The following is a 23,059-nucleotide window of genomic DNA, read 5'->3' as shown; positions in this document are numbered from 1 at the left end:
AAAACCCGCGACGCCGCACGCCCTATTTCGCATACACAAATCATCAGCATGCGGCTGCCGGCGGTTCTTCCATGGTTTATTCCCAACGGTGCAAATCCCTATCGGCTATATTCAACAGCTTAATGCCGCCGTTCTGATATTCGCCGATCAGCCGGTTCGCTTCCGCCCAAGCAAGATCATATTCCCTTTGGGTTACGGAGCCGTTCGCCAGTGCTTCATTAAGCTCTTCTTCATCCAGCAAGTAAAGCTCTCCGGTGGGCAGCACGACCAAATCCAGATATAAATCGTCGAACCACGGCACGCCGTGATCCGTCACTCCCTGTACATTGCAGATGTCGATATACCACTGTACGACATTGTCTTTATTGTCATACATCGAGGTGAGCGCGTAGTTCGCATTTTTGGGAAAATGCTGAAGCCATTTGTATCCGGCATCCGCTACGCAAACGACTTTCTCGTCATAGTGCTTCCATAACGGATCTCGAACCTGAAGTATATGAAACAACGAAACATATCCCGTAAACCCCGGTTCTTCAACGAAGGAAACATGAAACCTTTTATCGAGGACGCGCCGCCAATTGGCACGATCGGAATATTTTCGTTTCATGGCTGTCATTCACTCCTCCATTGTCAGGTGCCGCCGTATGATTCGCCCCGTTTTTACCCATAGTCTACCATTAATGCGGATTAAACACTACTTTTCATCGTTTATCGAAACAAACCGATCGTTTGCGCAGCCGTACGATAACATGCGGCAAGCTGCTCAATCGTCACCCGGGATGCCTGGTGCTCGAACAGAAGATGAAACCGGTCGTTCCGCCGGCTTATTCTTTCCAGGTAAGCGGCAGCATCCCCGAACCGGGAATCCTCGCCGTGCTCGGGCAGAACCGGCAAGTGCCGTTTCATCCCGTCCTCCTCATACATCACGTTGCTGTGATGCACAAGGTACGCATATGGCGCAATACCGTCAATGAAACGATAAGGGTCGAAGCCTGGAAAAGCTTTGGCGTGCACATCGAGTCTCTGCGTATCCAAGACGGCTTCGATCTCATTGTATTCGGCAAACAATGAAATAAATATATTTTCATAATCGCCAAAAAAATCGTATTCCAAAACAATACGTTGTTCATAACGTCGCTGAAGCTCGGACAAGGAATCAAAAACGCGATTGCCGATATCGGCAAATACACGTTCCTCTTGAGGAGGATGCGTCTCATATACGTCCGGCGTCGGCAGCAAACGAGCCACCGCCTCCCAGCGTTTGGCCGGCAAATGAGCAGGATAAGGAAAATGCGCCAGCACATACTCCGCCCCGACTTCCTTCGCTTGTGCAAGCTGCTCCTCCATATGCCTCAGCGCCGCCGCCCTTTCCCCCTCGTCGGAAGAGGTTAACTTGGGCAGTGTGTAAGCATCGTTGCGCAATGCAGGAGCGTGAATGCCGAAGGCAATCCCTTGCTCCCTGCAAAAAAGGGAAGCCTCCTGCAGCTCCCTTTCACCGTTCAGCTGGCACAGCTCCAGCCCGTTAATTCCCGGCAGCGCATAACGCTCCCACGCGGAGGCGTCAAATCCGCCCCACATCCCGATTTGCATTCTCCTTTGATTCATCGCGCCTTCCCCCTGTCGTTAAGCCTGCAGCTGTTTTTCTTGAACATGCCGGCGCGGACGAAGCATCGCCAGTCCAGATACTGCAAGCGACAAGATCAAGCATACGGCGAACAACCATTGCATACGCGTATGCACATCGACGCCGTTCAAGAACGCAGGACTTCCTACGCCGCCGAGATCGCCGACGAAAGCGGCGGCAAGACCCGTTCCGGCGATCATCCCCAAATAACGGATAAGCGCGAGCATGCTGCCCATATGACTGATTTTATGATCCGGAGCGGCGCTCATAATTTCCGCATTGTTCGTGGATTGAAACAAACCCATCGCGATGCCGAACAAACCGAGCTGCAGCGTCATCGCAATCGCCGAGCCGGATGGAGCAAATACGACGATCGCCATGGAGAGCGCCGCCGCCAGCGGTCCCGCAAACAGCGGCACGAAAGCGCCGTAGCGGTCGCGGTACGTGCCGCCGTACGGCGCGGCAATACCCATCAGCAAAGGCTGAACGCATAAGACAAGTCCGGTCAGCCACGGCGAGAAGCCCAGCTGATGCTGAAAATAAAACGTAATCGGAATAAGCGAAGCCATTTGGATTAAATGGATCGCAAAAGCGGAAACGTTCCCGATGACGATCAGTCTCTTCGTAAACAATTCCCTGTCCAGAATGCCGTCTTTTATCCGGATTTCGTATACCGCAAACAGCAGCAGCAAACCAAGACCGCCTGCAATGAGCCAGCTCAAGTCGAACATCCCGCCGCTGCCTTCCGAGGCGAGCATGAGCAGGACGGCCGCAATCGCGAGCAGGAAGGAGCCGACCAAATCGAGCCGAGCCGTAACCGCTTGCTTGATTTTCGGAAACCATTTTAGCCCGAAAACAAGACCTGCTATGCCGAACGGAACGTTAAGCAGAAACAGCCATTCCCAGCCGGTTACGCCCAGCAGAAGACCTCCGAGAGCCGGACCCGACAGCGTTCCGATCGATATGACGACCGCGTTGAACCCTAATGCTCTGCCGCGTTCCTCGTCGGGGAATATTTGTCTCACCATCGCCTGGCTGTTGGCCATGATCATGGTGGCGCCAACCCCCTGTATGCAGCGCGCGATAATAATACCCGTCAAGCTGCCCGCAAAAGCCGCATACAGCGAACCGACGGCAAATACAAGAAAGCCTCCGCTGTATATGTAATGACGGCCGACGGCGTCGGAAAGCCTGCCCATTAGCGGCAATAACGCCACCATCGTCAGCAGATAGCAAGTGACGACCCACTGGATGCTTGCAAGCGAAACGCCAAACTGTTCGGCCATCGTCGGAAGCGCTACGTTGACGATTCCGACGTCGAGCGTAGACATAAACGTTCCGATATTGATAATGTGCAAGATTCGCCATCGATTGGCAACCATGATAAATCCCCTCTCCCGCCGCGCAGCAATGTTCAGCGCCGAAATCCTCCAATTTTGGACGATCGGCGCAAGGATAAACGCCTACCGGCGTTTTTAAAGCCGGCGTTTATCGTAGGTCCGGAGCCGCTGCTACGATAAACGAATAAACAGTTCATGTAGCGATGTTACCATATCGTGCAGGCAGGGTGAATCTTTTTTTGCGAGAGTCTTACAAGTGCGGTTAGTGCCATTGGAGCAGAAAAAAAACCGCCCCATAATCAGAGCGGTTCTATTTATTAACGCTTTCCTCCGTTATCGGAACCCAAGGCAAAACGGACCGCACGGCTGATCAGAACGGGAAGCACGGAAACATGACCCTCGTTCTCGAATTCCTTGAAAGCTATGCGCAGTCCCTTGCTTTCAAGAGCTGCAAGTCGCTCCGACATTTCCCGAGCGTTTTCGTTCATGCGGGCTTTATGATTCGCCTCGAGCTCCCCTACTCCGATCAGAAGCCCGGCATCCAGCCCCTCCCGTTCCACACCGGACGAAAAGCGGCGTTCCGCTTCGAGAAGAATGCGCTTGTTCCAGTGAATGGACGGACTGCCCGCGATATAGTTCCGGAAGGAGCCCGGTTTGTTAAACAACGTATGCAGGACAAAAAGTCCGCCGAGCGAATGGCCGAATATCGCTTGCCTATTCCGGTCGATCTTGAATTCGCGTTCAATCTGCGGCTTCAATTCTTCCTCAATGAAGGCCAAAAATGCTTCGGCTCCCCCCTGCTCCGGCCATGCATTTCCATCCGGACTTTGCGGAAGCTCGCTTTCGGGCACAGGCATCGTAAAGTCGCGATGACGCGCAGGATCGAACGGCTCCTCGGTCCGGTAGCCGATGCCGACGATTACCGCCGGGATAACGCCCGTTTTGTCAGGCCTTCTCCCTTGTACGCGAACCGCCTCCGCCATCGTGCCGAACACGGAGTTCGCATCCAGCACGTAGATGACCGGGTAACCGGAAGCCGGGGGCGCCTCGCCGGGATAAGCAATGAATATCCGGTAGTCGCGGCCGCACCTTGTACAGGTTATGTCGCGTTGTATGGATCGAGGCATTTCGATCTTGTTGCCGTTTGCCTCCGGTGCTTCTGCCTTTTGTCCGCCGCTCATATTTCCCACCTCTTGTTTCCTTCCTCTCCGACCGCTGTTTATGATTACCGAACGTTTCGGTTAAAGTGCCCGCTTTCTAGCAATTATACGAAATCGCGTCTTATTTTACTTGGTTAATGTTAGCTTCTTTAATGCGTCCAGGAACGCGATTTTACTGTATGCCGTTCCTCCTTGCATCAGCGGATCCACCACATTGACGAAGAAGCTGCCGTTCTTGACCGCGTTGATGCTTTGAAAAATCGCATTTTTTTTCAGATCCTCTATCATGTTAGGCGCTTCTTTATTTTCGTCTTCGGAGAACTGAATGAAGAGGAAGTCCGGGTTGATTTCTGCAAATTTCTCCATGGAAAGCATCTGCTGGGCTTTGGCTTGCTTCACTACATCCGGTACCGCCGCTCCGAGCTCCGCATAAATCGACGGATTGAAGAACACGTCCTCCGGGTATACGTAGAGACTGCCCGCCCTGACCCGCACGATCAAAACCTTCTTATCCTTGAAAACGGGCGCAAGCTTCTCTTTCATCGTTTTAAGGTCGTCTTTATACGTTTGCAGCGCCTTCATCGCCTGCTCCTGTTTTCCGGTAAGCTCCGCCAATAAGTGGAGATTCGCCTCCCAGTCCGTCGAAATGTGCGACACGGGAATAGCCGTAGCGATCTTGGCGAATTTTTCTTGCGCTTCAGCGGGAAACTTCGTGCTGCTCAAGATGATATCCGGATCCAGCTTCAAAATCGCTTCAAGGTTGGGCTGCGTTTTCTCGCCTACCGCGGCTACGCCTTCCGTAATCTTCTCGAACATGGATGGAAATTTCCCGCCGACGGTTATCGCCCCAAGCGGTTTGAAGCCGAGAACCAAAGCGTCCTCCATCGATTCCAACGCCCCGCTGATCACGATCTTATCCGTCACGCCCGGAACCTCGTAGGTTTTCCCGAGATAGTCGATCTTATGAAGCGCCGACGACGATGCCGATGCCGACGGACTTGCTGACGGACTGGCGGATGGACTCGCGCTTGCCGAGTTTGTGCTGCCGGGACTTACCGATGCACCGCTTGCGGGCTTCGCATCCTCCTTCGCTCCGCATGCAGCCAATCCCAGCATCAATACCGATGCGATACCTACCGCCCAAACTTTCTTTTTCATTGCATTTGTTCCCCTCTCCACAGCCTCGATATAATTGATAACGATTCTCATTATAAACGGACGATTTGCTGCGGAACATGGATAATATCAAGAATCAAAATGGACGATCTCCACAAAGCTGACGAACCAGATCCTCCACCATCCGTTCGCAGGAATAAGCGGAATATTCCCTCCATGGATCCGATGAAATCAGGTACACCTGATTTTTACGAACCGCTTTGAGGCTTTTCCACAGCTGACCCGATTGCAGCTCCTGCCAGCCGTTCAACGACTCGGTCTCCTGGCATACGTTCAGCAATATCCGGTCCGCATCGATCTCCGCGATTTGTTCAACCGAGATCGGCTTTTTGCATGCTTCGGAATGACAATCAGGGAGCGGCTTCAGCTGCAGATCCTCATAGAGCACTTCCCTCATTCCCCTGGTCGGACTCCTATAACAGTTTTGCTTATGAATGCTAATGGCAAGCACGGTATCGTCTTTAATCGTTTTATGGATCCGTTCCCGAGCTATTCGCACTTTTCTTTCGTAGCTCAGCAGCCGGCTTTCGGCTTCATGCTGCAGCTCCAAATAATTCGCAATCAGCCGCAGCCGCTCCCGCCAATCCGTATCTTTGATCGGTATAAATTCGACGTTTGTATATTTCTCAAGCCGCTCCCTTTCTTCAGGCTCAAGATCGTCCATGCTGATGATCGTATCCGGCTTATGCCGAATAAGCGTCTCAATGTTGGATTCCCAATCCTCATTGAAACGGTATGCGCTCAAATGCAGCGGAATTTCGTCGCGATACGTCATGTAATAATATGCCGTCCATTTCGGATGAAGCGGCGCGGCATAAGGAATCGTTTTTAGCGCAAGCATTTGTCCCAAAACGGACGGCGAATAAGCGGCAATTTTGCGGCTGCGTTTCTTCAAATAGGCGGTCGGCGACATGCCGGTCTCTTTCTTGAACAGGCGGCTGAAATAAAACTCGTCGTTATAGCCGACTTGATGCGCGATATCGCGCAAACGCGCGTCAGACCGCATCATGAGCTGCTTGGCCGCATTTACCCTTGCCTCGGTCAAATAATCGATCGCGCTGATGCCGTATGTTTTTTTAAACAGGTTAACGTAATATTTCGGACTTATATCCGCCATACGCGCCAGCCGTTCGATCGTCAGACTTTCACTGTAATGACTGTCGATATATGCCTTCGTGCGGTTAAGCGCGGTCCGCGAGTCGGCTTCGGGAGAATGCCGAATTTGCGACATTGCCCCATACAAAAGCTCTTGAAAAAAAGACTGCCCGCGAAACCGTTCCAGAGCCCGCTCGTTTCGGAAGCAGTCGTTAATAGAGTCGCAAAGGACTTGAGTTTGCGCATCCGCCCGGACGTGGATTTCACCGTCGTATAGAAATACGGCTTCGGTTCCCGTTTCGCTTCTGACATCGAACATAATCATATACAAATCGAGCGTCTCGCCGTTTTCGGCAGTTAAACCTGCGGTTTGACCGGGATGTGCGATATGGACGGTATCCTGGCTTAGCCGATAGCTTTGCAGGTCGATCATAAGCCGTCCCCCGCCGGCCTTCACGATAAACAGAACATGCGACTCGACCAATCGCGGTTCCATCCGAACATCGTGAAACCGTTCGATCCCGCGAACTTTGAACCATAAATCGTCCATCGAAGCCTGCGTTTGCTCGAGTTGAGAACTGGGGTCGCGCACTAGAACACCTCATTTTGTTGCAATTGATAATCATTATCATATATAAAGCTAGCACAGAGGCAGATCGAGGTCAAGCGGACAAGGTACTAAACGAGCTCAAAAAACATACCGCACTGAAATGCCTCATTGCCGCTTGCATATGCAGGCCGGCTGAGAAAACAAGAATAAACGGCTTCGCATCATAAGCAGGAACTTGCGTGTTTACCGTTGAAATAGATGGGAACCAAATCATGTCTTATATGTAAAAGAAAAACGCCTTGCGGCGTTTTCCGGTGTACAATATTCGTTTGCAAATCTTATTTCTCGGTAATCGTAACCGATTCGATCGTCACTTTCTCCTTCGGCGAGCTTGCTTCCCCGCTCATTCCGGCACCTACGGGCGTTTTGGCAATCTTCGTAACGACATCCATTCCTTCGCTGATTTTACCGAAGATCGTATAGTTAGGCTGTTTGTTCAGCCCTTTGCTGTCCTCGCCCGTACAAATGAAAAATTGGCTTCCGTTCGTATTTTTACCCGCATTCGCCATTGCGACTATGCCCGGCTCGTACTCGTGGCCGTTTTTCAGCTCGTCCTCAAATTTGTAGCCCGGGCCTCCACTGCCCGTTCCGGTCGGGTCGCCGCCCTGAATCATAAACGATTCGATAATCCGGTGGAAAATAACGCCGTCATAAAATCCTTCCTTCGCCAAGAAAACAAAGTTATTTACCGTCTTCGGGGCGTCCTTTGCAAACAGTTCTATTTTGAACGTGCCTTTATTTGTCTTCACTTCCGCGACGTACGATTTGTTTTTATCGATTTTCATCTCGGGAGCCTTGTCCCACTTCTTGGCAGCCGGAGCGCTTGCGCTCGGGCTTACGCTTGGCGTAGCGCTTGGTTTCTGCGTAGCTCCGCCGCCCTGTACCTGGTTGTTCGTGGCGCTTGGCGATGGCGAAGCCTCCGGTTTATTACCGCATGCAGTTGCGGCGGTTGCAATCAATGCGCTAAGCAATACCAGCAAAAGCTTGTTCATTCCGTCATTTCCCCCTGACTATGAAATTGGTTCGTCCAAATTATAGCACAAGGGAAAGGCGGAATGCGAACGGTCAGCTTTTTACCCCTTCAAAACTTTCTCGTCCGGCGGAATCAAAACGATTTTGCCGTCTTCCATCGCGACGCGTACTTTATTCGCCTTTTCTAGCCCGCTCGCTTCCAAATAGTTGGCTGGAATTTGCAGCCTGCCCGCTTTGTCAAGCACCGCATATTCGATGTGCGACACATCCTGCGCCTCCGCTCCCCGTTCAAGCTCCGCCAGCTCCTCCGCGTAAGATTTATCGCGAATGAATTCGGCTGAAGTCTTGCCGTCGCGTATGGCGACTACCCGGTCTACCTTTTTGGCCAGCAGCGGATCATGGGTGACGATAACGACCGTGAGGCCCATGCTGCGGTTCAGCTCCCGAAACAAATCGAGGATTTGATTCGCCATTTTCGTATCGACGGAGCCTGTCGGCTCGTCGGCAAGCAGAAGCTTCGGATGATTCGCGAGTGCGATTGCGATCGCGACCCTCTGCTGCTCGCCCCCGGACAGCTCGTTCAGCCTGTTTTTGACGCGATGACCGAGGCCGACGGCATCCAGCAGATCGAGCGCCCGCTCCCGTTTGCGCCGCCCTTGCAGCAAAATCGGAAGCTCGACGTTTTCGAGCGCAGTCAAATACGGAATCAGGTTGCGCGCATTGTTTTGCCATACAAAACCTACGGACTCCCGCTTGTATTTCACGATATCCTTCTCCGTAAACTTCAGCAGGTTTTTACCGTCTACGATCAGCGTTCCTGCGGACGGCTTGTCAAGACCGCCCAGCATATTCAGCAGCGTCGACTTCCCGCTTCCGCTGTTTCCGATAATAGCCATCAATTCGCCCGTTTCGATATGAAGATCGAGTCCCTGCAGCGCGACGACCTCCAGATCGGCGACTTTGTAAATTTTGACGAGGTTTTCGCAGTGGATCATCGTTTAGTCCTCCCCGAGCTTGACGGCCTGATGAATTTTGATTCGCGAGAGCAAATAGCTCAGAATGATTAACGCAATCGAGATCATCGCGAACACGATCATATACAGCTGAAGCGAATCGCCGGGATCGAACGTAACTTCGAAAGGTGGCACTTGGGTGGCCGGATTGAACGATATTTGGAAAAGCTTGACGAACAGCTGGCTGGTGACCGTCCCCGTCAACGCGCCGATGAAAAAGGCAGCGCCCGAAGTAAGAAGCTGCTCCGTCACGAGCATGCCGATCAGCTGCGGGAAAGAAATGCCCATGGCCCGCAAAATGCCGAGCTGCAAAATTCGCCCATATAACGAAAGCACCCAATACAGCAAAAATCCGAAAAAGCTGATCACGATCGAAATGATAAATCCGAGCGTCATGACGCCGTTGATTGCAAGCTGAAACGGATCCTTGCGGGCATTGATCAGCTCCTCCCGCGTATCTACAGTCGATGTCACATAATAACCCTTGGCGACGACCGCATCGTAAAATTCCTGCCTGCTCGCCTCTTTCTTCAGTTTAATCCACACCTGGTACGGCTCCAGAGCAAGTGAATTTTGAATGTAGCCGAGATGTCCGACGACGAGCATTGGCGCCGCCGCTTTATTGCTGTCGGAAGCTGCAGACGGGTTAGCCGGGTTGGGATTAAAGGTCGGCCAGAAGTCGACGATGCCGTATACGACGAATGGACGATATTCAACGCCCGACCACCCTATAAACAGCTCATCGCCGACGTTCACCCCTTTTTGCTCCGCCATCGACTTGGAAATTAAAACAGCCGACGAATTGGACGAGATCAAATTCAAGTAGTCGTAAAAATGATGGTCCAGCAATTGGTCTCGAAGCCAAGCGGCCTTCCCGAACTGATCGGTCTCGATCCCCATCAGCAGAGCGACCCCGCGCTCCTTGCCTGCCGTGAAGCCGGCTTCTTTCTTGACAAAAACCTTCGCCGCTTGCTCGACTCCGGGCAGTTGCGTATAAGGCTGGAAGGGAGGCTCCATATAATGGACTTTTTTCGGTATCGCAGGCTGTTCGGACGCCTGTCCTCCGCCTCCCGGACCGCCCGGCGCCGAATCGACCGGCGGCGAGTCATTCTCCCATCGCGTCTCCAGTATAATGTCGCTGCCGTTTTTGTACATAATTTTGTCGTCCGTGTTTTTGTTCAGCGTTCTCGCGGCGCTTGCGCTGTAAAGTCCCGTAGCGATCGTCATGATCAGGAACACCATGAGAAACTGATATTGCGTGCTGGAACGGCCGACTTGGATGAGCGTCGAATAAAGCGACGGCGGCCACCATTTTTTGCCCAGCCAATAAACCAGCCGTACGAACCAAGGATATATGCGCAAAACAAGCAGGCCCAGCCCCAGAATAAAGAAAGCCGGCACCAAAAACAGTAAAGGATCGACCGAAAAATTCGTTCCGTCCACGCCAAGAGAAATGAAATCCTCGCGTTGGCGCTCAAACGTCCGCAATCCATATACGGCAACGCCGATCAAGATGATGTCGATAAAATATTTGTGCCAGAACGAAAGCTTCATTTGGCGCGCAAGCTGCTGCTTATGGCCGACGATCGTCGCCCGTGTAGCCAAAAACGCCGGGATAAGCGTCATGACCAAAGACGTTGCAACGGCATACAACGCATACTTATAAGCTTCCCTGCTTAGCTCCACCCTGAGGGCCGAACGCTGGACGAACTCGAAAAATCCGTTAGAGGAGCCTAATACCTTCGTCAGCCCCATACCGATGAACGGTCCGACCGCAAGCGCGATGCAGCCGAGCAGCATTCCTTCGATCAAGTAGCCCGACAAAACTTGCAGACGGCTCGCTCCGCGGCTGCGCAGCACGGCGATTTCGGTTTTTTGGCGCTCCGTGATCAAGTTCGATACCATGTACAAGTAATAGGCGAGCATGATGATAACCGGCACGTTAAGCGACCAAAGCATCTTGCGCAGATTTGCCTCACGGTCGAAGTAAGTCGTCAGCGTTTTGTACGCAACTGCCTTGAAATTCGCCGGCTCCAAATGAGAAGCCAAATAATCTTCGATCCTGTCGCTTCCAGTCAGGTAGCGGTCAACGCCTTTTAAATCCATCTCGGAATAATCGAGAACGCCGTACCAGGTCGCCGAGCTCACCGGAAGCGCTTTGGACGTCGTGAAATCGTTCTCGAACAAAGCGAAATCGACGAAAAGCGAGCTGCGGTACGCGCTTATGTTGTACCAATACGGATCGTTCATGTCTTTGACGTCGATGACGCCGACCGGCTTTATTTTAATTTTCCTCTCGGGTCTCGTATCGGTTTTGTCTTGTCCCAGAATGAATTCCGTACCGATGACGCTCTTGAACGTGTTCAGCGTATTTTCAAAGACGAGCACCTCGTATACGCCGTCTACAGCCTCCTTGGCCGGCAGCTTGCCGTCTACCAGCCGGATATGCTCGCTCAGCTCCTCCAAACCGACTACATCCGCGTGGTATACGCTTTTGGTATCGAGCGACGCCGAATCGGCCCTTACCATCGCATACGATTCGGTTGTGCGTTCCCTTGTCAAATAGCGGACAGGAAGCTTGAAGTGCGGGATGCCGTCATTCGCCAAGAAGCTGTCCGCTTGCTTCAGACGCTCTACCGGATCCCCGTCTCCGTACATATAACCGTTCATATAAATCATGCCTGGATAATATCCGCTGGCCTTTTGCAGGTTCTCCATATCCTTGACGAGCATCCGCTGCAGGATGGCATTGGTGTAAATCGGCATACTGCTGACCAGTCCGACCGATAAAATGAGCCCGAGCAGCAAGCTCAATTCAAGCCATTTATTTTTGAGCATCTTGCGCAAGATCATGATCAAAAGCGCCACTTCTGGGCACCTCCCTACTTGAATGAACGGCGATAAGCTGCGGCGCTACTGCAAAATGACCTTCTGCCCTTCCTTCAGCCCGCGGATGATTTCCACCTCGTTTGACGTTTCCAAGCCTTTCTCGACATCGACTTCCTTCACGCTTTCACCCTCCAGCACTTTGACGAACGTTCGGCCCAAATATTGCTCCAGCCCCGCTTTCGGTATTTTGACGACGTTCTCCTTGTGCTCCGTCACGATCGTAATGTCGACCTGCAGCCCCATTACGGGTTCTTGCGGGAGCTTATCCAGCTGAATATATAACGATTTGCTGTATTTCTCCGCCAGCTGCTTATTTTCCGTTTTCGGCGATGATGAAGGCGTTTGCACAACCTTCCCTGTCAGCTTTTCGGCTTTCAAACCCACATCCACATGCATGCCTACCTGTACGTCAGCGACAAGGGACGGATTGCTGGCCGTATAGGATAACCTCAGTTTATTCGGATCCGCAATCGTCACGTACGGTTTATTCAACTGAACCAAATCGTCGGGCTTGATCGCATCGACCGCTGTGACCAAACCGTCCATTTCCGCAACCATCGTCTTCTGAGTCAGCTGCTTGCGAGCGTCGGCAAGCTTCATCTCGGCAATTTCAAGCTCCATCATGCAAAGACGCATCGTCTGAGATTCCCGTGAAAGCTTCGCCTGATCAAGCGCCAGCTTGGCTTTTTCCACATCCCTTTCCTTCTCTTTGAGGTTCAGCTCAAGCCCTTCCGTTTCCAGCTGGATGAGCACATCGCCCTTTTTGACCGTATCGCCGGCCTTTACATTTACCGCAACGATTCTTCCGACGACGTCCCGGAATTCCTGATATTTGACTTCGGTCGATTCGAAAACGGCCGAGCCTACGATCTGCTTCGTCATTTCGCCCGATTTCACTTCATGCAGCTCATACGTCGGCTTTGTCGGCTTGACGAGCGGCGGCATTAACACTTCTTCCTCTTTGGGAATGAAGGAGCAGCCCGTAACGGCTACGACAGCGCTTAACATTGCCGTGAAGCAAACAAACCGGAAATTAGCCTTGATCGACAATTTGCCCATCCTCCAATGCATAGACTTGATCCACTATTTCCATAATCGCAGGATCATGCGTCGTCAGAACAATCGTCATGCCTTCCGCGGCAACCAAATCCTTGAACACTTTCATGACCTGCAGCCCCATCTTGCTGTCCAGCTCCGCAGTCGGCTCGTCCGCCAAAATCAGCTTCGGCCGGTGAGCGATCGCCCTGGCAATCGCTACGCGCTGCTGCTCTCCCCCTGACAGCTCGAACGGCCGGTGCTTCATCCGCGGCTTTAACCCCACGTAGTCAAGCGCCCGCTCGGACCACTCCTTGTAGTGTTTGGCGGGAACGCCGGCGATGCGCAAGCCGAATTCGACATTTTCGTAAGCGGACATGAGCGGAATGAGCGCGAACGATTGGAATACGAGACCCATCTGCGTCTTGCGCAAAACGTTTCGCTGCTTTTCGGACATGCCCGATATTTCTTGGCCGTTGAAATAAATGGCGCCCTCCGAAGGCCTGTCGAGCGCGCCGAGCAAATTAATCAATGTTGTTTTGCCGGAGCCCGACCGTCCTTTCAACGCGACGAGCCGGCCGGGCGGAATCGACAAATGAGCTCCCTTCAAGGCATGCACGGCGCCGCTTCCGCGTCCGAATACGCGTTTGATACCTACTGCCCGGATGATCGGTTCTCCGGCAAATGCCGACTCGCCGGCGGACATCGATTCACTATGGATGTTCAGTTCCATTTCCGTTCACCGTCCAATCCAATCTGCTCGTTTTGTATTACTGTAAACCTTTATCGCCCATTGTTGTAGTCTGCATTTGTTGGGAAATGGTGTCTATTTGTTCTGCAAATCGTATTCCTTCGGACTGCAGCCGACAAGCCGCTTGAATGTTTTGGCGAACGATTTCGGATCGGAGAAGCCGACCTCCTCGGCGATTTCGTATACTTTGCGTTCGCCGGCCGCCAATCTTTTTTTCGCTTCCTCAATGCGGATGCGCGTGAGCGTTTCGATTAACGATTCGCCCGTCTCCTTGCCGTATAAGTCGCTTAAATAACTGCGGCTCAGCTTGACAAACTCGGCAATGTCGAGCGTCCCGATATTGCGGCTGTAATTATCCCTCATAAATTGGACGGCTTTGCGTACGAAGGGATGATTCGTGTCGGATGGCGTAATGGACGCAAAACGGCAGCTCCAAAGCTCTCGCATCGCCTCTGTCAGCCAGCGGCATAAGTCGTCGATTTGAAAAAAAGAGCGGATGCGTTCGAGCGATACATACGTACGTTCGAACCGTTCCAAACCGCCGTATCCGTTCTCGCGGGCATAACCTGCGGAAAGGCCGAGAAGCTCGAAAATAAACCCGTGCAGCCGTTCCAAGGACGGCCGATGCATGGCAAACCATTCTCCAACCCGTTCGATATGATGAAAGAGCGCTTCCCCGTTATCGTTGGCGATCGCCTTAAGCAAATCGTTGCGCAGCTCGTACGGCAGGTCGGCAGTGTGATTCGGCGTTTCCGCGACATCGTCCCACATGACGGCTTTCCCCGTCTTGTAGAAACGGTAATGCAGCTGGCGTGCGTGCATGCCCAGCGCCTGCGAGAGCTCGTCCGCATTCGCGATAACCGGCCCCATGCCGACAAACCATTGCATTCCGCCGGCGGACGCCAGCTTCTCCAAATGATCCTTCAGCGTTTGCAGACTTTGAGAGCGGAGTCGGTACTGCTCCTGCTTGGAAGGAGTCGATTGAGCTTCGACGATATAGATACAGGCATGCTCCCGAAATCGCGCAAAGGCGATGCAGGCTTCCAAGCCCAGCTCCGCCGGTGCAACTTCCGAACCCGAGGAGACTGCGACACAAATCGAATATACGTGCTTGGGCTTGCTCCACAGCTCTTGCTCCAAACGGTTTTCTTTCGAACCGCCGCGAATGAAATGCGCCAGCCAATCGTTTGCTTGAACCTGGCGGGTCTGTTCGTATTGAGCATGCCAATCCGCCATTCGGCTCTTGGCTAGTCTTTTCTCGGAAATTTGGCTTTGAATCGTTAGCAGAGCGGCCACGAGCTCTTCCGGCTCCATGGTAGGCTTCAACATATAATCGCTAGCGCCAAGCTTCATCGCTTCCCGTACGAAAACGTAGTCGTCCAGGCAGCTTAATACGAGCACGCCCAAATCGTCCCGGATGGAGCGGGCCCGGCGAATGAGCTCCAGTCCGTCCATCCGCGGCATGCGAATGTCGGTTACCAAGATGTCGAAATCGCGCGCTTCAAGGAGGCAAAGCGCCTCCATTCCGTCGTTCGCTTCGGCAGCTAAAGTCATGCCGTGACTTTCCCAATCGATAAGCGTACGGAGACCGATCCGAATGACCGGTTCATCGTCTACGATCAATATATTCAACCCTTAATCCTCCTCCCGGTGAATCGGAAGCGATAATCGTATCGTCGTGCCTTCGTTCGGCTTGCTGAACACGAGCATTTTGTAGTCGTCGCCGTAATACAGTTTAATTTTTTGACGTATATGTCCGATGCCGATACCGCTCAATTTCTCCTTCAGCTCGGAAGCGATCATCGGGGTCCGTTTGGCATCGGACTGCTCCGTATCCGGCATCCCCACACCGTTGTCCGTTACCTCGCACAGCAGCAAATCGCGCTCCAGCCAAGCCTTTACGGATACGATGCCTTCGCGGCCGCTTGGCTCGATCCCGTGAATAACGGCGTTTTCTACCAGCGGCTGCAAAATCATGCGCGGAACCAAACAACCCGAAGCCTCCGGCTCTACAATCACTTCCAGCTTCACGCGTTCGCCGTATCGGAAAACTTGGATGTCCATATAATCGCGTATCAACGAGGCTTCTTCCCGCAAAGTCAGAAAATCGCCTTTCTTCCCCAGGCTCGCCTGCAGCAGACGGACTAAAGCGCTTACCGCTTCGGATATTTGCGGCGTCTTGTGGATTTTGGCGACCCACTTGATCGTGTTTAACGTATTGTACAAAAAATGCGGATTCAACTGATACCGCAGCGCTTCGATCTCCGCATCCTTCTTCAGCGCTTCCTCCCGCTTCATTTGGCGGAACAGCTCGTCGAGCCTGGACAACATCTGATTGTAGCTTTCGCCGACATCTGCGATCTCTTTCGTTCCGCTTGGCGTCCAATAAGCGTTCCAGTCACCCGCCTCCGCCCGCTTCATCAGCGTACGCAAGTGCTTGAGCGGCTTCGTTACGAGTCCGGAAACGACGATTGAACCGATGAGAGACAGCAGCAGAAGCACAGCGGCAAAAACGATAATCATTTGCCGCAGCGTCGATTCCGAAGGATAGGCCAGCGAATCGAATCTCGTACCGATTACCGACAGCCATTGTCCGCCGCCGGCCTTAACCTCCAGCTTGCTGATCATCGTCCCGTTCCGTTCAATCATTTGACCCGGGGCAAGCCCTTGAATGACGGTTGGATCCAGCAAATTCGAACGGCGATCGTAAGCGATCGAATTTCCGCTTTCATCCGTTAACGTTAGCTGTAAGATCGTTTTGTTAGCGCTTTGCATTTCCGACAGCAGCGTGTCCAAATTCGACGTGACGACAATTTGTCCTTCAATGGCCGACGATTCCGTATCGTATAAAGGAGCGATTAGTGCGGCGCCTTGCTGAAGAGGCTCCCCCTTGCCGTTTGCCAGCGGTACGATGCGGTAAAACTTCTCTGTGCGGCTCCGCGGTATTTGTTTAGCGTCATCCGGCAACGATAATGTGCTTCGACAGCTTGAACCTACACCGGGATTAGCAGAGAACATGCATATATCGTCCAAATAACGCGACATTCCCATTTGCGTTTCTCGCAGATTGCGAAAAAGCTGAACAAGTTCATTGTCGGGCTGCACCGTCCGCCTGCTCAGCGCTTGCTGTACGTAACTGTCGGCGTTTATGTTTTTGGCGACGATCTCCATATACGACAGCTCGTGCTCCAGCTCCCTGACAAGGAGCTCATGCGTCCGTTTGGTCGAGCTGCTCCATTCGCCGGCCGCGTAAGCGTTCGACTGTTTATAAAAAACGATAGCGGAAATCAGCAGCGGGATCGAGCCGATCACAAGCAAATATAAAAGCATACGAAACTGCAAACCGCGAAGCGATAGTTTAACAAGCCAATTCACGAATGTCCTCCCCAAAAATTCCATGATCGCTAATTCATTCGACATTAACCTCGATATTCCTACTAACGCTTGAGGAGAACCGTTCCTGTCCAAGCGGGTCATAGGTAACAATAAATGCTATTCAAGCAAAAAAAGCTTTCAAATCCGCTTTGACAGTGGATTTGTAAGCTTCTTTACTACTCGGGCCGACAGGTTTATTCGGCTTCTCTCTTATAGGCGAGCCCACACGTTACAAGGACAATTCTATCCGCTTGTTCCCTTAATGACCGGGGCCGTCGTCCTCTGCCACCGCACCGTTCACACCTTGCTCCTTGCCGTTTACAGGCGTACCCACACGCGGCACCGCGCTTCCTTTGCCCGCTTCAACAGAAGTCGGCGGGGAGCTTCCTCCGCCCGGGCTCGGAGAGCCTCCCGGCGATCCGCTAGTGCCTGGACTTGGCTTCGGCGTCTTGCCGTCGGACGGCTTCGGCGTTGCACCGGGGCTGCCTGAAGGGACCGGACTGCCGGACCCGCCGGGGCTCATGCTCGGGCTAGGCGTAGGACTCTCTGCTCCGCCATCCTTCGGAACCGTGATTTCCAGTTTATCCGTAGGCGGGCTTTCCGTCTTCGTATCAGGATTATAGGCGGTAACATAATACGAATACGTTTCGCCCGGCATCGCGATGTCGTCCAATTCAGGCAGCTTCACTTCGTAATGCATCGAATAGTCCGCTTCCTTCGAAGACTTCCGGTAAATGCGATACTGCATATTGTCCGCAGCCGGATTCCAAGTTAAGCGAACGGCTTTTTTCTCGCGAATATATTCGACCTTAAACCCTGTTATTGCATCCGGCGCTTTCGGTTCTTCCGGAGGCGCTACGCCTTCCGGCTTGCTGAAATTGGTAACCGGCATTTTGGCCATCGCCTTGGACATGACTTCTTTAAAGATCGCAGCCGTGCTGCCGCTGCCGACCGTTACGTAATGCTTCGTATCGGTCTTGTCGAAGCCTTCCCAGACGGCTGCCGACCATTCCGGCGTATACCCGACGAACCAGACGTCGCGGTCATACTTTTCGAAGCCTTTCAAGTCGAGTTGCGTCGAACCCGTTTTGCCTGCGAGCGGACGGTTGAATTTGGCTTTTACGCCCGTTCCGCCGGTTTCAACGACCGTCTTCATCATTTCGGTCATATAATATGCCGTTTTGGCGCTCATCACCTGTTTCGGCTTATCCTGCTTATAATTCAACGTTTCTCCGTTCGGCTTGACGATTTTGACGATGGAATGGGTCGCGTACTGCGCTCCGTTATTGGCAAACGCACTGTAAGCCGACGCCATTTGCAGCGGCGATACGCCTCTCGTCATGCCGCCTAGTGCGATCGCCAAATTGCTGTCCTTCTCATCAAAAGGGATGCCCATATTTTTGGCAAACTGAATGCCCTTGCTGAGCCCAATCTCTTTAAGCAGCCATACGGCCGGTAAATTGATCGATCTTTTGACGGCTTCGGTCATCGTTACTTGGCCGCGGTAAACATTATCGTAGTTGTTAGGCGAATAGCCGTTAAAATCCTGCTTCTCGTCCTTCAGCATCGAGTAAGGCGTATATTTGCCCGATTCGATCGCAGGCGCATATACGACAAGCGGCTTGAACGACGATCCGGGCTGGCGGGCTACCGTCGCCCGGTTAAGTCCTTTCCGCACGTAATCGCGGCCGCCGATCATCGCTACGATACCGCCGTCCTTGTTGTTGACGATCGCCATGCCGCTCTGTATTTTTTGCGACGGGCCGTCCCCTTGGAACATTTTCGGATTGTTGTACGTTTCCTCCAAAATGCGCTGCGCGTTCGAATCCATCGTCGTGTAAATTTTATAGCCCTCGCGCAGCAGCTTATCTTCCTCGATTTCGAATTTTTCCGTCGCTTCCTTCACGACGTAGTCGAGGAAGGTCAAATATTGCTTCTGGTCGTTCTGAACGGGCCGCTCATAATCGACGTCGACAGCCTCTTTACGCTCTTCCTCCGTAATGTACCCTTGATCCGTCATCAGCCTCAAAACGACGGCTCGCCGTTCTTTCGACTTTTCCGGATTATCGATCGGCGAGTAATGGCTAGGCGCTTTCGGAATCGCTGCAAGCGTCGCGATTTGCCATGTTTTCAGAGCGCTTAGATCCGATACGCCGAAATACACTTTCGCAGCCGCTTTGACACCGTACGCCCCGCTTCCGAAATAAATCCGGTTCAGGTACATTTTCAATATTTCGTCCTTTGTAAAATTACGTTCCAGCGCGATTGCGATCGAAACTTCGGTCGCTTTCCGGAAAAACGTTTTGTCCGCGTTCAGAAACAGATTTTTCGCAAGCTGCTGCGTAATCGTGCTTCCGCCTTCGACCGCGCTTCTTGCGATAACGTCCTTGACGACCGCCCGTCCCAGCGAATAAAGATCGACGCCCGAATGCTCGTTAAAACGTCTGTCTTCCGTCGCAATGAAGGCATTTCTCAGCTTCTCGGGAATTTCGCTGAATTCGACGATTTCGCGATTGACCCGAGCTAGCGTCGTTACTTCGTCTCCATTGACGTCGTAGACATGTGCGGCTTCGTCCATATTGAACTTGTCCGCTCCTTCCGCCAGCTCATTCTGTCCGTTTGCGATGATGAACAAGTATCCTGCGAATGCGAGCACGACGGCAAATGCCGAAGCCGCCAGCATCCATACCAGCAATTTTTTACCGTTGAATTTTTTCTTTTTCTTTTTCTTTACAGCAGGTTTCTTCTCCGTGTTGCTCATGCTAGCCCCTCCTTACGAATCCCCGCAAAAGTGCAGCAAAGCTTTTTCATGAGTAGACTTAATCCTTTGCAGGGAACCCCGATATATCTCGCAAAGCGATGCAAAGCTTATGCAGCAATGCCCGCTTAACAAAAGAACAACCCGGTCGGGTTGTTCCGTACGATACTATTAGACGTTCGCAATGCCGAAAAAGTTACGTAATTAAGCGTCGTGATTGTTATCTTGCAGAAAAGAAACCGAGCGGGAAGGCGTAAAAGTGGAAATTGCGTGCTTGTATACCATTTGTTGTCTGCCTTCGCTGTCGATAATGATCGTAAAGTTGTCAAACGCTTTAATAACGCCGCGAATTTGAAAGCCGTTAGTCAAATAGACGGTTACCGGAATGCTTTCCTTGCGCAGCGAATTCAGAAAATTGTCCTGGATGTTAATCGATTTGTTCATTCGTCGAACCCCCTAAATAATTGTGGAGCGAGCAGCTCGCTTGGCAAGCATTCGCTGATTCGGTCAAAGCTTGCGGATACCGGCTTGGCCGATGATTGCCGTCCTGAACGACAGCTCGTGCCGAGAAAGCCGATCCCGCATATTTAGAACGCTGGTGCGTTCCGCGGCTTGCCATATGTGCAAGGAGGATCTCCTTGTCCCATTCCATACCGCTTCCTAACGGCAAGTACCCATAGTATAAGACATGCCGAGAAGCGAAGTTGTTTCATAATCAGGAAATCATCGTTGTACTAGCTACGCTTTGTAGTATATTCCGCATGAGGATGAAACTTTCCTGCTATTATAGCATGAATTTGTTGCAAAACATCAGAAAAGTTTGACGCTTCTTCAACGGTTACCCATTGAATGTCATGCATATGCCGGAACCAGGAGAGCTGGCGTTTGGCATATCGTCTCGTGTTTCGCTTCAGCAGTTCGACGGCTCTTTCATAATCGGTATTTCCTTCGACAAAGTCGATGATTTCCTTGTAACCGATCGCCTGCATCGAAATGTGGCTGCGGTTGTAGCCCCGGGCGAGAAGTCCCTTCACTTCTTCAACGAGCCCTTGTTCGATCATGACGTCGATTCTTTCTTCAATACGTTTATATAGGATTGCCCTATCCATTGTCAACCCGACGAGACATAGATCGAAGGGGGACTCTTTCTTCTGGTCCGCCAAATGCGCCGATAAAGGCTTCCCTGTCACATGGGCGACCTCCAGCGCGCGGATGATCCTGCGATGATCGCGAGGATGCAGCCGTTCGGCGGAAGCCGGATCCGTTTGCCTAAGCTTTTCGTGAAGCGCTTCTTCCCCATGCTCTTCCAAAAAAGCTTGCTGGGCGTTCCTAAACGGTTCGTCCCAGCCTGCGTCCGTAAACTGGAATCCGTAGCAAAGCGATTCTACGTACAGTCCGGTACCGCCGACAATAAACGGCAATCCGCCTCTTTCGGTGATCTCCGTTATAAGCTGATGGGCCCGCTCTTGAAATTCCGCAGCCGAAAACGAATGGTCGGGATCGTGAATATCGATCATATGATGAGGGACGACCGATCTTTCCTCCGGCGAGGCTTTCGCCGTACCGATATCCATCCCCCGGTATATTTGCATGGAATCGCCGGAAATGATTTCGCATCCGAACGATTTTGCAATTTCCAGACTGAGCGCGGTTTTTCCGACCGCTGTCGGGCCTACCAGCACAAGCAGCCTGGGCTTTGCATGAGACAACGTCACAGTTCGATCACTCCATAAACGGTTTTTGCTGCTTGGGAACGCTCGTTTCTTGCAAAGCCGAGTCTTTCGAACTCCCCGCTGTCCCGATGCTCCTTAAGAATGACGCAGCGGCGGGCTACCCGCTTGGCTTCGGCGACCGCTTCCGCCGAAAGCGCGCGCATATCCGCAACCGCGCGGATCGGCGACATGGAGCTCGAATCCTGAATCGGCTTGCGGAACATCGGATCGAAATAAACGATGTCGAAGCTGCGATCGGGCTGGCTCCGCAAAAATGCAAGATGATCGGCCTCCACCACATTGACGGCCCTCATCGCGATTGTCGCATCTTGGATTTCCGTCGTATAAGCGGATAACCCTTCCTTCAGCAAACATGCCAGCACAGGGCTGCTCTCCAGCGCCGTTACTTCGCCCTCCGGTCCGACCGCATATGCGAAAACGATCGAATCGGCAGCAAGTCCTGCGGTACAATCCAGCACTTTATCGCCAGGAGAAACCCCGCTTATATCGATCAGCAAATCGCTCTCGCCTTTGCGCATGCGCTTTATGCGGACATAACCGTTGCTCGGGTGAAAATACACTTCGCTGCCGTCCCCGGCATAATACCGCAGCTCTTTCTCGTTCGCGACCAATATATCGGAATCGCCGTAAATCGCCCGAAGCTTGGGCAGCGAATATTGCCGCCGCAGCACAAGCTTGCCGTCGAGCATCCCGGATAATCGCTTTACCGTAGCCTTCAGTTGATCGGACGGCGCATACGATGTCGTGATGAGCACGATGTTCCCCCTTTCAACTTCATGCGGCTGACAGACCGCATGTTACATGACGCGTTTAAACATTTTTTCCAATTCGTAAGAGGAAAAACTGACGACGATCGGTCTGCCGTGCGGGCAAGTATATGGATTCCTGCATGCGGCGAGCCGGTCGAGCAGCGCTTCCATCTCCAAGACGCTGATGCTTTGATTGGCTTTAATCGAAGCTTTGCAGGAGCATAACGCAGACGATTTCTCGCGAAGCCGCGCTAAATCGATCGTTTTCTTCTCGGAGAGCGCCCATTCGGCCATTTCCTCGATAACGTCCTTCTCTTCGCCTGCCGGAAGCCAATGCGGGTAGGCTCTTACAATAAAAGTGTTCCCGCCAAAATGCTCGATAAACACGCCGACCTGCTCGAATACGGACAAACGCGATTTCATGAGCTCCGCTTCCGCCGGCGTAAAATCGAGCGTAATCGGCACGAGCAGCTCTTGGCTCACCTCTACGGGGCGGCCGAAAAGCTCGTAATAATGCTCGAAATTGATTCTTTCATGCGCTGCGTGCTGGTCGATCAAATAAAGACCGTCCTCGTTCTGCGCAACGAGGTACGTGCCGTGCAGCTGGCCGATCGGCGACAGCCGCGGAAATGCGGGCAGCGCCGGCGCGGGGCGCTCGGACGGCTCGGCGCTGACGCCGCCGATCGCCATATACGCGCCCTCCGGCAGCTGCACGCGCTGCGCCGGCTGGGGCGCAGCGGCGCGCGCAGACGCGGCGGGCGCAGCGCCTGCCGCAGGCG

General features: G+C 52.7%; 19 protein-coding genes. All 19 read right to left on the bottom strand.

Annotation, left to right across the window (positions count from 1 at the left end; genetic code table 11):
• Positions 1-76: 76 nt before the first annotated feature.
• Positions 77-607, bottom strand: coding sequence for a ribonuclease FAU-1 family protein (locus DQG23_RS13620; protein WP_113031662.1), 531 nt, complete (start codon positions 605-607; stop codon positions 77-79).
• 101 nt (positions 608-708) lie between these two features.
• The gene (locus tag DQG23_RS13615; protein ID WP_113031408.1) at positions 709-1,605 is read right to left on the bottom strand and encodes an apurinic/apyrimidinic endonuclease family protein; all 897 of its coding nucleotides are present in this window, start codon (positions 1,603-1,605) and stop codon (positions 709-711) included.
• A gap of 18 nt (positions 1,606-1,623) precedes the next feature.
• On the bottom strand, positions 1,624-3,006 hold the full coding sequence (locus tag DQG23_RS13610) for an MFS transporter (protein WP_113031407.1): 1,383 nt from the start codon (positions 3,004-3,006) through the stop codon (positions 1,624-1,626).
• 275 nt (positions 3,007-3,281) lie between these two features.
• Positions 3,282-4,145, bottom strand: a complete 864-nt coding sequence (locus DQG23_RS13605) for an alpha/beta hydrolase (RefSeq protein ID WP_158560473.1) — start codon at positions 4,143-4,145, stop codon at positions 3,282-3,284.
• A gap of 105 nt (positions 4,146-4,250) precedes the next feature.
• Positions 4,251-5,282, bottom strand: coding sequence for an ABC transporter substrate-binding protein (locus tag DQG23_RS13600; protein ID WP_113031406.1), 1,032 nt, complete (start codon positions 5,280-5,282; stop codon positions 4,251-4,253).
• A gap of 94 nt (positions 5,283-5,376) precedes the next feature.
• The gene (locus DQG23_RS13595) at positions 5,377-6,987 is read right to left on the bottom strand and encodes an AraC family transcriptional regulator (protein WP_238177886.1); all 1,611 of its coding nucleotides are present in this window, start codon (positions 6,985-6,987) and stop codon (positions 5,377-5,379) included.
• A gap of 296 nt (positions 6,988-7,283) precedes the next feature.
• Complete coding sequence (locus tag DQG23_RS13590) at positions 7,284-7,997, bottom strand: peptidylprolyl isomerase (RefSeq protein WP_113031405.1); 714 nt, start codon at positions 7,995-7,997, stop codon at positions 7,284-7,286.
• An 81-nt stretch (positions 7,998-8,078) separates the two neighbouring features.
• Positions 8,079-8,972 (bottom strand): ABC transporter ATP-binding protein, encoded by an 894-nt coding sequence (locus DQG23_RS13585; RefSeq protein WP_113031404.1) that lies wholly within the window; start codon positions 8,970-8,972, stop codon positions 8,079-8,081.
• A 3-nt stretch (positions 8,973-8,975) separates the two neighbouring features.
• Positions 8,976-11,858 (bottom strand): ABC transporter permease, encoded by a 2,883-nt coding sequence (locus DQG23_RS13580; RefSeq protein ID WP_113031403.1) that lies wholly within the window; start codon positions 11,856-11,858, stop codon positions 8,976-8,978.
• Positions 11,859-11,903: 45 nt separating this feature from the next.
• Positions 11,904-12,929, bottom strand: coding sequence for an efflux RND transporter periplasmic adaptor subunit (locus DQG23_RS13575; protein WP_158560471.1), 1,026 nt, complete (start codon positions 12,927-12,929; stop codon positions 11,904-11,906).
• Entirely contained in the window at positions 12,913-13,620 is a 708-nt protein-coding gene (locus tag DQG23_RS13570; RefSeq protein WP_420330232.1) for an ABC transporter ATP-binding protein, read from the bottom strand. The genes DQG23_RS13575 and DQG23_RS13570 overlap by 17 nt, the downstream gene beginning before the upstream one ends.
• Before the next feature lie 120 nt (positions 13,621-13,740).
• Positions 13,741-15,297, bottom strand: a complete 1,557-nt coding sequence (locus DQG23_RS13565) for a response regulator (protein WP_113031400.1) — start codon at positions 15,295-15,297, stop codon at positions 13,741-13,743.
• A 3-nt stretch (positions 15,298-15,300) separates the two neighbouring features.
• Positions 15,301-17,040, bottom strand: a complete 1,740-nt coding sequence (locus DQG23_RS13560) for a sensor histidine kinase (protein ID WP_158560469.1) — start codon at positions 17,038-17,040, stop codon at positions 15,301-15,303.
• Positions 17,041-17,299: 259 nt separating this feature from the next.
• On the bottom strand, positions 17,300-19,801 hold the full coding sequence (locus tag DQG23_RS13555; RefSeq protein ID WP_113031398.1) for a transglycosylase domain-containing protein: 2,502 nt from the start codon (positions 19,799-19,801) through the stop codon (positions 17,300-17,302).
• A gap of 201 nt (positions 19,802-20,002) precedes the next feature.
• Positions 20,003-20,242, bottom strand: coding sequence for an RNA chaperone Hfq (gene hfq / locus DQG23_RS13550; protein WP_113031397.1), 240 nt, complete (start codon positions 20,240-20,242; stop codon positions 20,003-20,005).
• Positions 20,226-20,417 (bottom strand): hypothetical protein, encoded by a 192-nt coding sequence (locus DQG23_RS41805; RefSeq protein WP_146762302.1) that lies wholly within the window; start codon positions 20,415-20,417, stop codon positions 20,226-20,228. Before DQG23_RS41805 ends, hfq begins: the two co-directional genes overlap by 17 nt.
• A 115-nt stretch (positions 20,418-20,532) precedes the next feature.
• On the bottom strand, positions 20,533-21,513 hold the full coding sequence (gene miaA, locus DQG23_RS13545; protein WP_113031396.1) for a tRNA (adenosine(37)-N6)-dimethylallyltransferase MiaA: 981 nt from the start codon (positions 21,511-21,513) through the stop codon (positions 20,533-20,535).
• On the bottom strand, positions 21,510-22,286 hold the full coding sequence (locus DQG23_RS13540; protein WP_113031395.1) for a class I SAM-dependent methyltransferase: 777 nt from the start codon (positions 22,284-22,286) through the stop codon (positions 21,510-21,512). Before DQG23_RS13540 ends, miaA begins: the two co-directional genes overlap by 4 nt.
• 42 nt (positions 22,287-22,328) lie before the next feature.
• On the bottom strand, positions 22,329-23,059 hold a 731-nt coding region (locus tag DQG23_RS13535; RefSeq protein ID WP_475110763.1), incomplete at its 5' end, for a DNA mismatch repair MutL family protein.

It is taken from the genome of Paenibacillus contaminans (assembly GCF_003285015.1).
Lineage (GTDB): Bacteria > Bacillota > Bacilli > Paenibacillales > NBRC-103111 > Paenibacillus_V > Paenibacillus_V contaminans.
This window is presented reverse-complemented; position numbering and strand designations above follow the sequence as displayed.